Annotated in this window: 8 protein-coding genes; 1 reads left to right on the plus strand and 7 read right to left on the minus strand. The window is 63.4% G+C overall.

Translation table 11 applies throughout. From position 1 onward, the window contains the following. Nucleotides 1–77: 77 nt before the first annotated feature. From Q5H89_RS01105 to Q5H89_RS01120, 4 genes are all read right to left on the minus strand, one after another. Nucleotides 78–1,478 (minus strand): RtcB family protein, encoded by a 1,401-nt coding sequence (locus tag Q5H89_RS01105; protein WP_305017440.1) that lies wholly within the window; start codon nt 1,476–1,478, stop codon nt 78–80. Between the two features lie 400 nt (nt 1,479–1,878). After that, the gene (locus Q5H89_RS01110; RefSeq protein WP_305017441.1) at nt 1,879–3,177 is read right to left on the minus strand and encodes a PcfJ domain-containing protein; all 1,299 of its coding nucleotides are present in this window, start codon (nt 3,175–3,177) and stop codon (nt 1,879–1,881) included. 1,589 nt (nt 3,178–4,766) lie between these two features. Beyond that, a complete protein-coding gene (locus Q5H89_RS01115) occupies nt 4,767–5,615 on the minus strand; it encodes a TIGR02452 family protein (RefSeq protein WP_305017442.1) in 849 nt (282 codons plus the stop codon). Between the two features lie 324 nt (nt 5,616–5,939). After that, nucleotides 5,940–7,469: a TROVE domain-containing protein gene (locus Q5H89_RS01120; protein ID WP_305017443.1), complete on the minus strand. Its 1,530-nt coding sequence runs from the start codon at nt 7,467–7,469 to the stop codon at nt 5,940–5,942. 671 nt (nt 7,470–8,140) lie between these two features. Between Q5H89_RS01120 and Q5H89_RS01125 the strand changes: the two genes are divergently transcribed. Continuing rightward, nucleotides 8,141–9,145: a hypothetical protein gene (locus tag Q5H89_RS01125; RefSeq protein ID WP_305017444.1), complete on the plus strand. Its 1,005-nt coding sequence runs from the start codon at nt 8,141–8,143 to the stop codon at nt 9,143–9,145. 132 nt (nt 9,146–9,277) lie between these two features. On the opposite strand, the gene Q5H89_RS01130 is transcribed toward Q5H89_RS01125, so the two are convergent. The 3 genes from Q5H89_RS01130 to Q5H89_RS01140 all read right to left on the minus strand — a co-directional run bounded on the left by Q5H89_RS01130 (nt 9,278) and on the right by Q5H89_RS01140 (nt 12,530). Next, complete coding sequence (locus Q5H89_RS01130) at nt 9,278–9,985, minus strand: PD-(D/E)XK nuclease-like domain-containing protein (protein ID WP_305017445.1); 708 nt, start codon at nt 9,983–9,985, stop codon at nt 9,278–9,280. A 129-nt stretch (nt 9,986–10,114) separates the two neighbouring features. Further along, nucleotides 10,115–11,479 carry a DUF4270 family protein gene (locus Q5H89_RS01135; RefSeq protein WP_305017446.1) on the minus strand — a complete coding sequence of 455 codons (1,365 nt, stop codon included), beginning with the start codon at nt 11,477–11,479 and terminating at the stop codon, nt 10,115–10,117. Next, the gene (locus Q5H89_RS01140; RefSeq protein ID WP_305017447.1) at nt 11,463–12,530 is read right to left on the minus strand and encodes a Kelch repeat-containing protein; all 1,068 of its coding nucleotides are present in this window, start codon (nt 12,528–12,530) and stop codon (nt 11,463–11,465) included. Before Q5H89_RS01140 ends, Q5H89_RS01135 begins: the two co-directional genes overlap by 17 nt. Nucleotides 12,531–12,650 lie beyond the last annotated feature (120 nt).

Here is a 12,650-nt window from a genome sequence, read left to right on the forward strand (position 1 = left end):
ATGAAAACACGGCTCTGACGAGCCTGCCTACTTTACGTAGTTGTTAAGCTCAGCGGATTTAGAGAATGGAACTTTTTTTAGGCGCCGTCCATCCGCACTATTTTGGGCGTGAAAGAGCCTAGCACATCCACTAGCTCGCGTTGGCTGGCCATCACGGTGTGGATGTCTTTATAAGCCATCGGCGCCTCGTCGAGGCCCCCACCAATCAGCTCCACGCCGTAGTCGGCGAGGTGGCGGCGCACTTCGGCTTCGCCTAGCTCGGCCTTGGCGCGGGTGCGCGACATAAGCCGGCCCGCCCCGTGCGAGGCCGAGGCCAACGACGCCGGCACGCCGCGACCCCGCACGATAAAGCCGGGGGCCGTCATAGAGCCGGGGATGATGCCGAGCACGCCCGCGCCGGCCGGCGTGGCGCCCTTGCGGTGCGTGATGACCTCGCGGCCATCGGCCAGGCGCTCCTTCCAGGCGAAGTTGTGGTGGTTTTCGACTTTGGCCAGGGGTTTTTCGCCCAGCGCTTTGGCTAGGCGGCGGTGTATCTGCTCGTGGCAGGCCGAGGCGTAGTCGCCGGCCAGGGTCATGGCGGCCCAGTACTCCTGGCCGGCTTCGGTGTCGAGGCCTAGCCAGGCGAGGTAGGCGGCTTCGGCGGGCAGCTTGCACACGTCGCGGGCAAGGCCGGTGTAGTGCTGCGCCACGCTGGCGCCCAGACCCCGCGAGCCCGAGTGCGAGAGCACGCCCACGTACTGACCCAGCGGCAGGCCCAGCTCGTTGGCCGGGTCAGTGATTTCAACCAGCCCGAATTCCACGAAGTGGTTGCCTGAGCCCGACGTACCGATTTGCTCGTAGGCCGCGGCGTGCTTGTTTTTGAGAAACGGGACCGCCGTGAACTCGTCGCGCTCCAGCACCTCGTGGGCCAGGCGCTGCCCGCGCTCCCAGCCCCGGCCGCTGCCGAAGCGGGTGTTGGCGAGCAGCACAGTGCGCAGCTCCTGGGTGCGCTGCCCCAGGTACTTGGCCGGCAGGTCGAACACTGACAGGGCCATGCGGCAGCCAATGTCCACGCCCACGGCGTAGGGAATCACCGCGTTATCGGTGGCTAGCACCCCGCCGATGGGCAGGCCGTAGCCGTGGTGGGCATCGGGCATGAGGGCGCCGGCCACCGTCACGGGCAACTTCATGGCCACTTCCATCTGGTGGATGGCGCCCGGCTCAATGTACTCGGCCCCGAACGTGGCGTATTCCTTGCGCGGCACCAGCGCCACGTGCCGCGACGGGGGCGGCAGCAGCGCGGCGGCGGTGTGGCTCCAGGCCAGGTCGGTGAGGTAGTCTTGGGGGTTGGTCAGGATGGTTTTGAGCAGGGCAAGCTGCTCGGTTTGGGGCAGGCGCTTGTGTTCTTTGCGCTGCAATTGCGCCAGCGCCAGCCCGATAGCGCGGCCCTCGGGAAAGCCGAGCTGCCGCAAGTCGTTGCCTCGTAAAATAGAAGCCATTGGGTTTGGTGAGTAAGATGTTGATTATCAAGGGATACTACCTGCTGGCAACAGCTGGAGCACCCATTAAAAAAGAAGCTGCCGGAGCAATGGACGAGCGGCGCACGGTGGCAACGTGACAGGTCGAAGTAGCGCCGCCCTACGGCATCCGGCAGCTTCGGGCAAAGCGGGCGATAAGCGCGCGGGCCAGGGTTGGTTCGGGTTTCAGACGAAGTAAGCCCGCGCTACGGCACCGCTTTATGCTTGAATTTCACCATTATTTCGTCATGCTGAGCGTAGTGAAGCATCTTGCGTGGCGCAGTAATCAAGGCTCTGGCAACGGGGCGAGCGAGATGCTTCACTACGCTCAGCATGACAGCATGTGAGTTGGCGCGTTCAATGTTTAATTGCAAAAGAGGCCTCAGTTTTCCCAGGCGTAGGCCGACACCGTGAGACGGGCTTCGGCTAGCCACTGCTGCACCCAGCGCTGCTCCTCGGGCGAGGCCCGGCGGTTGTAGCGGCCGCGCACCTGCACCAGCTGGCGGGCGGGCGTTAGCTGCAGTGTAAGCATGCGGGCGCCGTTGAAGGTGAGCGAGAAAATGCCCCCGCGGCCCCGCTGGCACATATACACGTAGCTAGCCACGCAGTGGTGCATGCGCTGGCCTTCTTCGAGCAGCGCGGGGTAATCGCGCAGCTGCCGCACCTGCACCCAGCCGCCCTCGCCGCCCGCAAAGTCGGGCACCGGCAGGCCGGGCCAGGTGCTTTCGAGCAGCTTCATATACTGCGGGTTGCGGCTGATTTTGCCCAGCGTGCGGTGCCAGCGGGCCGTGTGCGCCAGCAAGGAAGCCAGGCTGCGGCCCCGTAGCGAAAAGCCCGGCTGGGCCGGCTCGGCGGGACTGCCCACGCGCCGCCGAAAATGAATCCAGTCGCACACAGGGCCAAACTGCCAGGGGTCTACATCGGGCTCGGCCCGGAAGAGGTCGAGCACCGCCAGCCACAGCCCGTCGTCGGGGCCGATGGCCTCGCGACCCAGGCGCGAGTCGAGGACCACGCCCAGCCACTCGGTGGCGTCGCGCTCGGCCAGCTGGGCGTAGCGGTAGGCCTCCTGAAAGGTGCAGCCCGCCGGCGCCTGCCGCAACGCGTGCTCTTGGCGCTTGGTGAGAGCCACCGGCCACCCGTCGAAGCGGCGTATGGCCTGGCCCCGGCCGAGGTGCAGGGCTAGCCGCGTGAGGTCGAGGCCCGCGTGGCGGTCGGGGTCGCTGCCCCAGCCGCCCAGCACCCAGGCCGGCACGTCGCCGTACTGGTCAAACAAGTGCCGCAGCAGGCTGGCAAGCTGGTAAAACGCATTTTTGGAGGGCGGCTGCCAGGCATTCAGCTCGCGCACCCGGCTGGCGAAGTGCAGGCCGATGTGCGCCAACGCCGGCACCAGCTCGGGCCGGTGCAGCAACGCCGTGCGGCAGGGCGCCAACTGGCTCAGAAAGTGGCGAATGCGCCACTGCTCGTTGGTAGAGCGGGTGGCTACGCAGTGCCGATGCAGCGCGGCCAGTACCGAGTGGGGCTCGGTGCGGGTGGCAATATCGGTGGCCGCATCGGCCGAAAAAAGGTAGGCTAGCTGGCGGGCCGTGGGCCATTTTTGCCAGTTTAGGTGCCGCGCTAAGGCGGCGTCGGCCAGCTGCGCGGTGCGCACCTGGGCCGGCAGGGGTTTGTTGCGATTGGCCATACACAACCGGCGCGGCCACGGGGGCCCGCCGAGCTAGGGGGTGAAATACTCATGTCTGCGAAGGGAGGGGCGATGATATCTTTTTGCATGGTGATGCGTGTTGAAGTGAGGAAATAGACCGGGCAAACCGGGGTAACAGGCAAGGGGCGGTCCGGTACGGAATCGTGCTTTCGGCCACTCAGCCACCGCGCCGCCTGGCGGCGGGCGCGGGCAGGATTCGAACCCGCGGTAGCAGTTGAGTTGCTACAAGATTTAAGAAGTAACGCCCCTCTACGACACCCAATTGGCCTTTAACCTAAGCCGGGCAACAGGCGCGGCGCCCGCCAATACGTGCTTTGCCATGTTAAGCTACCGCTGGAAGTAGTTGGTAATCAGTCCAGCGAGCGGGATTCGAACCCGCAATCCCGTCGTCCCAAACGAAGTAAGGCGCAGCTACGGCACCAGCTTGGTTAATAGGCAATTCTAATAATTCAACCCGGGCAACAGGCGGTCGGCGCAGCGCCAAAGCCGAGGCGTTGGCACGGGGAGTCGAACCCCAACTCTGATTAACAGTCAGATTTCACCAGACGAAGGAGCGCCTTCCTACGGCACCGGGTTTTCAAGCATAGCTTGGGGCAACAAACGCCCGGCCTTCTATATCCTGCTCTATCAGACTGAGCTACAGCGGCTGCCGAAGCAGTTGCTGGCAGGATTCAAACCTGCGACCTGGGCGTTAAAAGCGCGAAGTATGGCCGGGCTACGGCACCCAAACACGTAACAGCAACGAGGCAACGGGCGGCGGGCCTTTTAAAATTGTGCGTCTACCAGTTTCGCCACCGGCCCGGGCAAACCCGGGCGCGGGCAGGATTCGAACCTGCACGCCTATGCGGCGCAACTTCCGAAGTATGACCCACCTACGGCACTCGTTGTATGGCAGTAAAAGTGAAGGGCTAGCAGCTGCAAATCAATTCTATCGGGGCAACAGACGCATCGCCAGCGAACCGGCTTCATCCACGTTGCAGCGCGGCTGCCGTTGTGGGCAGCCACTTCGGGAGTTGCACCCGCCACCGGCCCCCAGGGGTGCGAAGTATGGCGGCGCTACGGCACCCGACGAGTTGATTGTCAATGCTTAGCGTAAAGAAGTTGTTTTCATGTCAGAAAGGTTTTTTGGCGGGCTCCCTCCTCAGGCTGCCGGGGCAATACGTCACTGGCTACTGCTGCGCTACCGTTGAGCTAGGCTCCTATTGTGGTACTGGTGTCGGGGCGATAAGAATCGAACTCACAACCCGAAGTAACGCCTAGTTACGACACCCGGCAATACCTAAAAAACAGGGCAACGAGCGGCTGGCGCAATGTTTTCGTCCGGTGGCCGCAGCCCCCGGCGGGGCTCGAACCCGCACGACGTGCCCGAAGCCACGCCCGAAAACTTACCCACGAAGTAGCGCCGGCCTACGGCACCTGCAAGCGGAAGGGGCTAGCCCAGGTTTGGAACGGGCCGCCGAAGCACTGTCGCCCCGGCGGTAGTCCGTTCCGGCCAGCGGCTGCCATTAAGGGGTCAGCCGTTTGCCTAAGAGATGCGGCATAAAATGCGCGTTAAAAGGGTGGTACAATTATGTTGCCAGTTCTTTGGTACCCAGTGCCCGCTCGAAGGCTTGCAGCACCGCGTGCGGCGGCTTAGGGTCAAAAATGGCGAAGTCGATGCGCCGGAAGCGCCCCCGAATGGCCGGCTCGGCCAGCGCCTCGGCAAAGAGCTGGGCTATTTGCCCCGGGTCGTTGGCAAACACGCCGCAGCCCCAGGCCCCTAGCACCAGCGCCTCGGCGCCGTGGCGGGCGGCGGCGGCCAGCACCAGCCGCAGCCGCTGGCGCATGGTGGGCACCAGTTGCGGCAGCAGGTGGGGCGCATTACGCGCTAGCGCCCCGGCATTCACGGCCGGGGCCGTGAGGATGTCGAGCAGCAGCGGCCGGGCTAGCCACTGGCCGTTATCGTGCCGCAGTACGGGCACGCCAGGCGAGTAAATGAGGTAATCGCTGTAGAGCGCCGTGCTCGTGGGCTGGCTGTTGGCCGCATACATCTCCGCGAATTGCGTGAGGCACGGGTACAGCCCCGAGGAACGGGCCAGGCTTTCTTCCTGCGCCTGGCTGCCCCCCAGAAAGCCCCCGCCGGGGTGGCGGGCCGAGGCAAAATTCAGCACCCCTACCCTGCCGTATTCCGCCGCCAGCTGCGCGGCGGCTTCCAGGGTGGTGGCCCCGTACACGCGCACCTCGGCCAGCGGGCCGGCCGGCCAGGTAAGCTCGCGCAGGAGGTCGGCGGCATCGGCCGGGCGGTAAAGGTGGCTGCCGGCTTCGGCGGCGCGCTGGGCTTTGGCAAAATTGACGGGGCCGCCAGGGCCTTCGTAGCTGCCGCGCGCCAGGGCGGCCAGGGTATCGCGGGCCAGTTGCTGGCGGTAGTCGCGGTTCATGAGAATTATTTCTTTGTAATGAATTAGCTGCCAACCCTTTATTCATACTGCGCGGAGCGTCTTGCTCGCTTCGTTGCTAGCGCAAGAAATTGCTGCGCCACGCGCAATGCTTCGCTTTGCGCAACATGATGAAAGGGAGGATTCAACCTCTGTAAAAAATCGGGCGACAAGCGCTAGGGCTACCGACCTTTCGGCCGTTTTCCGACGGGGCACTTATCCCCAGTCGGCCCTTGAAACGAAGTAGGCCCTAGCCACGGCACCGATTTCTTGAGCAAACTGTAATGGCCGGGGGTTCCGCTTGATTGCCCGGCCGGGCAGCTTGGGTTACAGCTCGATTTTCTGAATTTCGGTGAGGGCGCTGCCGCCATTTTCGAGGGCCGCCAGCACGTCGAATACCTTATCGGACCAGCCTGCGATGAGGGCCACGCCGTGCTCGGCGCGCACGTCGAGCGGGGTGGTGCCGTGGCCGGCCAGGTCGAAGAGATACAGGCGGGCCTGCGGAGCCACGTTGGCGCGGTAGGCAGCCCATTCCTGGGCTAGGGTGCGGTCGCGGCCGGTGCCGTCCCAGAGCTGGCAGTCGGTGAAAATCATCACTTTATCGACGACTTCCCCACGCTGGCGCAGGTCCTGGATAACGAGGTGGCCGTTGGTGGCGTAGCCCACCTCACCCTCGCGGCGGTACAGCTCCTGCACGTTGCGCAGCACCTGGCCCTGGGGCAAGGGCACCCGCTTCCAGGTGTTGCCAAACATGCCGGTTACCACGTGCTGGCAGCGGCTTTGCAGCAACATGCCCAGCACCAGGCCCACGTCGTAGAGCAGCACTTTGCTGCGCGGCGAGATGGGTTGCTGCATCGAGCCCGACACGTCGCACGCCACCACCACGCGGGTGTTGCCATCGAACCCGCGCAGGTTGCGCACGCTGGCCGAAATGGCCGTTTCGAGCGCCGCCAGCACCGGCGCCCCCGCCCCTGCGTTCAAAGCCAGCACCTCGCGGTAGGCAGCCAGAAAGCGGAAGGGCAGCTGCTTGGCGCGGGCCACCTGGCCGGGGTCGGCCAGGGTGGCGCAGGCGTGGGCTAGCACGTCGGCACTCACGCTGGCTTCCAGCAAGTTGCGCAGGTTGCGCAGCAAGGCCATGTAGCCCAGGCGGCCGCTCAGCACCAGGGTTTCCCAGGTGCGGGCCACGGCCGCCTGGCGCTCGGCGGCCGTGGCGTAGGCCACCTGCCCGGCGGCCGACAACTCGGTTTCCCAGGTGTAGGGCGTGGGCAGGGTGCCGGCCACCAATTGGTCGAATACGGCCTGCTGGCCCTCATCGCGCGGCTTGGGGTGCACCAGGAATAAGGCATCGCGCAGGCGCACGGCCCCCTCGCGGTTGTACTTAGCCAGCTGATAAGCGTCGAACTTATTGAAGGCCAAGGCCAAGCCGTGCTGCATTTGCTTGGAAAGCCGGCCCAGGGTTTTAATCCCGCTGCGGCCGTTGGCCTGGGCGTAGAAGGCCAGCAACTCCGGAATTTCATCGGCCCTCTGCACCACCCGCGCCACCAGGCGGCTCACCAGGCTATCGCCGCGGTGGATGCGCGCCAGCTCCACGGCCAGCACCAGCGGCACCGAGCGCAGGTAAAGCTGCTCGCGGGCATACACGGCCAGCCGGGCCACGAAGGCCGGCTCGTTCTTGGCCACCAGCTCGCGCAGGCGGGCTAGCCGGGTGTCGGCCTTTTCGTAGAACTGGTCGCTGAGGGCCGCCGTAGCTACGGCCGCGTACAGCTCCAGGGCCGGGGTGAGCACGTAGGCCGGCGCCCCTTCGTGGTTGCGAACCGGCGCAGGCGGCGCTTTGCGAAAATTGAAATTGAAGCGCATGGCGGGTGGGAGTAAAGATGGTGAATAGGCAAAAAATTAATTCCGCGAACAATTAGTTTTGAATTGCAAAGGCAATGCTTTTCCGGCGAATAAAAATTATTTTTATTCGATTGCTAATTGCACAAAAAAGCCCGGCTTGTAGGGGCCAGGCTTTTTCAGTGCGCGTTGCAGCCGGTACTTACTGGCGCATTGCTTGCAAAGAAAAAGGGTGGCCGTGCCGCTTACCCCAACCGCTAATGGGCTGGCTCAGGAGCTGCTGCAACGAGTAACTGGGGCGGATAAAGGGCATCGGGCGAGAAGGCTAAACGGCTGACAAACCGGCTAAACACAAAAAAACCCGAGCTTGAGGGCTCGGGCAGCGACAACTCTAGCCAGGGCTAGAAGCAGGCACATATACCGAGCAGCGGCAGCCTTTCTGGCTGCATCTTATCCGAATTCCGGCGGCTGAGTGTTAGGTGATACATGGCTGTGGTGGTTTAGTGTGACAAAGGTGGGAAGTTTATTTTACTTACGCAACTAATTGCTCAATTATTTTTAAAATATTTTTTAGCAATGCGAAATCAATTAAAAAGCAATACTTTAAAAAGGGTAATTGCTCACTGATTATTACTGTGCCATTAGCTATAAGCACCGGACTAGCGCATTTAAGATATGCCTTATTTTTACCGGCTGTGACTATCCCTTCCGCTTTACCCCAACGCCAGGCGCTGCCCGAGCGCGTGGCTAGCCAGCCGGCTTCGCCCGCCCAGCTAGCCTATCGGCAGGCCATGCAGGCCGTAGATGATTTGCGCGAACAGATGCACCGCTTGCGGGCGAGCCAGGCCGCCACCCGCCAGGCCTACTGGCAGCAGGTAGGTCCCGTAGCGGCGGCGGCCGTGGCCGCGCGCCGCGCCCTGTACGAGCCGCTGGAAATTGCCCTAACCGATGGCTACCTCAGCCGCGCCGAAGAAACCCAGGTAACGGAGCTGCTGGTGCACAACGCCCGCAGCCTGCAAGAGCGGTTTGGTGAAGATGAAGCGGCGATACTGGCTCGCTACGCGCCGCCCCTGCCGCCGCTTGAGGAAGAAGAAACTTTGCCCGTGGCAGTTGCCAGCCCCTCGCCACCGCCCCACGAGCAGGCAGCGGCCGCTGCCCGGGCCCGCCGCCTGCAACAGCGCCAGCAGGCCCGGGCCGGGCAGGCGCAGGCCGCGGCCACCGAAAACCAAGCGCTGCTTCAAAATACCAAGGCGGCCTACCGCCAGCTAGCCCGCCTGCACCACCCCGACCGCGCGGCCCAGGCCGATGCAGCAGCCCAGCAAGCCCAAACTGCCCTGATGCAGCGCATAACGGCCGCCTACGCAGCCGGCGACCTGGCTGCCCTCTTATCTCTGCTAGCCACTACCGATGGTCCAACGCCCCCCAGCGCCGAAGCCGAGGCCCTGCTGCTGCGCTACACCGAAGCGCTGGCGCAGCAGCAGCAGCAACTGACCGAGCAATTGGCAACGGCCCGCCAGCCCGATGCCCAAGCGCCCTGGAGCGGCACCGAGAAGCAGCAGCGCACCCGCCTGCGCGAGATAAAGCGCAGCCTGCGGGCCGAAACCGATTATCTCCATCAGTTGGCGCGGCAGCTGCGGGAGCCGGCCAGCCTGCGCCAGGTGTTGCGCGAGTTGGCGGCGATTGGCGCAGCCGGGATATAGCCAACTGCTAGGGCCTACAAGTATTAAAGAGCGTCGGGGCCAGGTTGCGCGTATAGCGCTGCCTGGCCCCGACGCTCTTTAATACTTGCTGCTGCTACTTGCCGCCCGTAAGCCCTAGCTCCGTAATCAATTCTACAGCCCTAGCGCCGCTACGGCGGCTTGCACGGCCTCAGCCCGGTAGGCGGGCGCGGTGGCCGGGGCCCGCAATAGCCGCAGCAGGTGCAGGTATTTGCGGCGGCCCTCGGCCAGCATATCGGTGGGTACTTCGAGCGGGAACACGCCGAAGGGTTCGACTTTTTGCACCCCTACCAGTAGAAAGCGCTCGGCGCGCAGCGCATCGGTGTAGAAGGCAGCCTGACGGTCGTAGTCGTAGGCCGAGCACTGCCAGCGAAAGTGCTCGGCATCGCGGGCCATGGTCGTTTTAAAGTCAATAACGGTATAGGGCTGGCCGGGCTGGTCGAGCACGAGGTCGGCGCGCAGCTTGCAGAGCGTATCGGTAACGGGCTCGGTAAAGAGCGCGCTACGCTCGGCAACACCGTTTTCGAGCAGGCGGCTTAGCTCCTTATTCAGCTTGACGCCCTCCACCAGCCACCACACCAAGGTATCGTTGAGACCCGGCTGCCCGGGCTGGTAATCGCCGGGCTCCAGCAGGGCCGTGTGAAATGCAGTACCAAAGCTGAGTGCGCCCGAGCCCGAATCGAGGCGGGGTGGCCGGCCGTTAAGCGCATCGCGCAGGCGCGACAAGTCGGAATTGGCAATGGCGGGCAGGGCGCGGTAGTCGTCGTAGGATACCCGCAGCAGGTCGGGGCGGGGGGCGGGCGTCGGGGGCTGATGGGTCACGCTAGGCTAACAGTTATTTCGCTAAAAAGTCTCCTCAACGGGAAGCAACCCTGATTGGCCCGGTAGAATTCAGATGCAAAAAGCCCCGAAGCCAGGCTTCGGGGCTTTTACCAGGTGGCAGTTTTCTACTTACTGCACGCGGATGAAGTAGAGGCGGAACGTCAGCTTGTTGAGGGTGCTGCGCGAATCGCCGATGATTACCCGGCTAGGCACATCGGGCGTGCCCGATGCTACCAGGAGGCCATTGTTAGGAATTGTGTTGGCCAGCACGGCCTTGCAATAATCAATTACTGACCAGGTATAAGTACCCTGCTCGATACCCGTGAGCGTGGAAATGCCCGTGGTATAGGTAATACCGGATTGGTAAAGCGCCGTGGGATGGTTGCTGGCGTCGGTATAGTAGATGCTGAGCGGCGGCGGCACCGGGGCATACGGCGTGAGTGTGGCCGTGGGCACCGAGGCCGTTATCACGGCGCTGGTCACGGTCAGGTTGTTGCCAAACTGCCGCAGGTCCGTGAGGTGCGGAAACTCCAGGCGGGTTTGCAGCCCCAGCGCGCCCTGAATAACCGTCTGGTTGCCCGTGAGCGCAGAACTCACCGTGCCCAGCGAAGTCTTCGGCAGGTTTCTAATAGCCGTGCCCGGCGCGCTCCGATTAGCCCGTATCTGGAAGAAGTGCCGGGCGCCGTCGACCAGCGAAAACGAGCTGGTGATAACGGTGGTCGGGTCGGTGGGCAGGTGATAGTACAGGTTCATCGCCGCGTCGGTCGCTGTCGCGTCGAGGCCAATAATGGTGCCCTCGTCGCCGGCGGCCGGCGTAATAACGAGGCCCGGCAGGTACGCATCCAGGTCATCCTGCGTGCTCAGGCGGCCGGCTTTGCCCAGGGCCAGCAGCTGCCGGCCAAAAGCGCCGTCGAGCGGCAAGCGCAGAGTTCGGATGCTGGGCCTAGCCCGGCCGCGCGGCGCCACGTGGTTGCGGTTCAGCAGGCTGTCAACGTGCGTCGAATCGTAGCCCAGCGGCGTGAGGCGAGCCGAGGTGTACGAATATTTCGTGGTCGAAATAGGCGTGTTACGGCTCAGCTTGTGCACTTCTACCAGCGCCTGCGTCTTGGTCGTGTCGCCGTAGCGGTAGCTGTTGGGCTTCAGAATGAGCGTAATCGAGTCGAAAACAGCCGTGGGGTCGGGGGCATACCCGCCCGGCAGCCCTAGCCGAAACGCGCTCCTGGCCGAGAGCCTGCCTACCTGGGGGTCGGTATACTGCCCTACGTACAGGTAAGACGAGTTGGAGCTGGGCACGGAGTCGCGCAGCACCGTGGACGACCGCACCGTGAGGGTATCAATGAGAAACGCCCCCGTGTCGGTATTGACGTCGGGCAGCCCGACGCCAATATCGCTCACGGTATTGGTGCAGCTGGCCGCCAGCACCACCAGGCCCAGCATTGCCAGCAGCCGGCCCCAGATGGCCAGCGGCGCAGATGCCTTATTGCTGCGTGACATTCGGGTCAAACGTCCAGAAATCGTCGAAGCGGGTGCTGCCCGAGTAGCCGGTGCCTACGTAGGCAAAGCTGCCAATGCCGAAGCCCACGGCGGCGTTGCGGCCCGTGCCCAGGTAGGGGTTCATGGCCGTCCAGGTATCCTGCGTGGGGTCGTACTGGTACGTAGTGGTGGTTACCGCGCCATTGCTGCCAGTGGTGATGTAGCCGTAGTTGCCTATCGTGAAGGCCACGGCCTGCGAACGCGCCACTTTGCTATAGTCATACGAATCGGTCGAGTTGCTGATGTTGGCCAGCTGGCGCTTGGCCGTCCAGGTGTCCTTGGCGGGGTCGTAGGCGTAGAAGTCGGTGGTGTACTGGCCGTTGTTGATGCCGGTGCCCACGTACATCACATTGTTCACCGTGAAGGCCACTGCGTTGATGCGCTTGTCGCCGGGGAAGCCGGCGAAGGTGCTCCAGGTATTGGCCGTGGGGTCGTAGCGGTAGAAATCCTTCTGGTTGTTGCCATCGAAGCCGCAGCCTACGTAGCCGTAGCTGCCTACGCTACCGGCCACGGCGCCGTAGCGGCCGGCGGTGCCGGGGTTCACCGGGAAGTCGAGAATCTGCGTCCACTTGCCCACGGTGGTCGTCGTTACGCCGCCGGTAGTGGTGGTGGTGTTTTGCGAAGGGTCAAACTTCCAGAAATCGCGCAGGTAGTTGGTGCCATCGTAGCCCGTGCCCACGTAGCCAAAGCTGCCTACCGCAAAAGCCGCGGCGTTGTAGCGCGCAATGCCCGGAAAGGGCGTGAGGCGCAGCCAGCTGCCGGTAGCCGGGTTAAACGAAAAGAAGTCGTTGTATTTCACGCTGTTGGCATCGATGCCCGTGCCCACGTAGGCCACCCCGTTCACGACGAAGCTTACGGCGTTGCTCCGCACGGTGCCCGGAAATGAGTTACCCTTAACCCAGTTGCCGTACACGGTGGTGGTGTCGTCTTTGTGGCAGCTGCTCAGGCCGAGGCCGCCCAGCACCAGCAGCAGGGCCAGCAAACGGCCGGCTAGCCGAGGAAAATTTTTCATGAAAAAAGGAAGGTTATTGTACCCAAGAGAGCGTACCGAGCAGGTAACAGGTTGCACCCGGCTTTTATTTTTGACTAGCCCATTTGGCCCGGCTAAATTACGCCCGGTTCGCTAATAATG

Source organism: Hymenobacter cheonanensis (assembly GCF_030581075.1).
Classification (GTDB): domain Bacteria; phylum Bacteroidota; class Bacteroidia; order Cytophagales; family Hymenobacteraceae; genus Hymenobacter.

Excerpts from the sequence above, each read along its gene's own strand:
- Q5H89_RS01105 (WP_305017440.1), bottom strand. The coding sequence starts at position 1,478 with ATGGCTTCTATTTTACGAGGCAACGACTTGCGGCAGCTCGGCTTTCCC.
- Q5H89_RS01110 (WP_305017441.1), bottom strand. The coding sequence starts at position 3,177 with ATGGCCAATCGCAACAAACCCCTGCCGGCCCAGGTGCGCACCGCGCAG.
- Q5H89_RS01115 (WP_305017442.1), bottom strand. The coding sequence starts at position 5,615 with ATGAACCGCGACTACCGCCAGCAACTGGCCCGCGATACCCTGGCCGCC.
- Q5H89_RS01120 (WP_305017443.1), bottom strand. The coding sequence starts at position 7,469 with ATGCGCTTCAATTTCAATTTTCGCAAAGCGCCGCCTGCGCCGGTTCGC.
- Q5H89_RS01135 (WP_305017446.1), bottom strand. The coding sequence starts at position 11,479 with ATGTCACGCAGCAATAAGGCATCTGCGCCGCTGGCCATCTGGGGCCGG.
- Q5H89_RS01140 (WP_305017447.1), bottom strand. The coding sequence starts at position 12,530 with ATGAAAAATTTTCCTCGGCTAGCCGGCCGTTTGCTGGCCCTGCTGCTG.